A 1,280-nucleotide genomic window follows, 5' to 3' on the forward strand; every position below is an offset into this window, starting at 1 on the left:
CGTGTTGCTGGTGGATCAAGCGGCGCTGTTGGATGGTTTGCCGCTTGATGCGTTCGCGGTCGAGCAGGATGGTCTGGCCGCGGCCGAAGTAGACATCGGCTGGTGTGAGATTGCGCAGGCTCTCATGGTAGCGCTGATGGTTGTAGTGGTTGACGAAGGCTTCGACCTGCGCCTCGAGGTCGCCGGGCAGGTAGTAGTTCTCGAGCAGGATGCGGTTCTTCAGGGTCTGGTGCCAGCGCTCGATCTTGCCCTGGGTTTGCGGATGGCAGGGCGCGCCACGGACATGGCCCATGGCATTGTTGGCCAGCCATTAGGCAAGATCACCCGCGATGTAGCAGGGCCCGTTGTCGGACAGCAGGCGCGGTCGGTGCCGCACGCGGGCCTGGGTGCAGCCTGAGGCGGTGAGCGCCATTTCCAGCGTCTCGGTGACGTCGCTGGCGGCCATGCCGGTGCAGAGCTTCCAGGCGATGACGTAGCGCGAGAAGTCGTCGAGCACTGTGGACAGGTAGAACCAGCCCCAGCCGATGACCTTGAGGTAGGTGAAGTCGGTTTGCCACAGCTGGTTGGGCGCGGTGGTCTTGGTGTGGAACTCCTCGGCCGCCTTGACCACGATGAAAGCCGGGCTGGTGATCAGGTCGTGCGCCTTGAGCAGGCGATAGACCGAGGCTTCGGAGACGAAGTAGCGCTGCTGCTCGGTGAAGCGCACGGCGAGCTCGCGTGATGACAATTCCGGCTTGGCCAGCGCCAAGGTCGATGATCTTGTCGCGTGTCGGATCCGGGATGCGATTCCACACGCGATCCGGCCGCGAAGTCCGGTCGGCCAGGGCTTCCGGGCCGCCACGCTGGTGGCGGTCGTACCAGCGGTAGAACGTCGCCGGCGGCACGCCCAACTGGCGCAGCGTGCGCCGTGCCGGCAGGTGGGACTGCTCGACGAGGCGGATGATTTCGAGCTTCTCGTGAGCCGGGTACCTCATGTGCGGTCGTCCCCAGCCGCGATCATGCTTTTTTTCAGCAAGCGCAGCTCAAGTGCCTGTTCGGCCACGACCTCTTTCAGCGTGCGGGCCTCCTGGCGCAATTCCTTGACCTCGTCGGTCGTGGCGGCGCGGGCCGTGTCGCCGGCCAGGCGGCGCTTGCCGGCTTCCAGAAATTCCTTCGACCAGGCGTAGTACAGGCTCTCGGCGATGGCCTCGCGGCGGCACAGCGCGGCAATACTCTCCTCGCCGCGCAGGCCTTCGAGGACGATGCGGATCTTGTCCTCGGCCGAGTGGTGCTTGCGGGTA

Annotated in this window: 1 pseudogene; it reads right to left on the reverse strand. The window is 65.2% G+C overall.

From position 1 onward, the window contains the following. A pseudogene (locus ACFHNC_RS24660) lies at positions 1 to 1,280 on the reverse strand (IS3 family transposase); the annotation flags it as partial.

Origin of the sequence: Falsiroseomonas sp. E2-1-a4 (assembly GCF_051433165.1) — a bacterium.
Taxonomy (GTDB): Bacteria; Pseudomonadota; Alphaproteobacteria; order Acetobacterales; family Acetobacteraceae; genus Falsiroseomonas.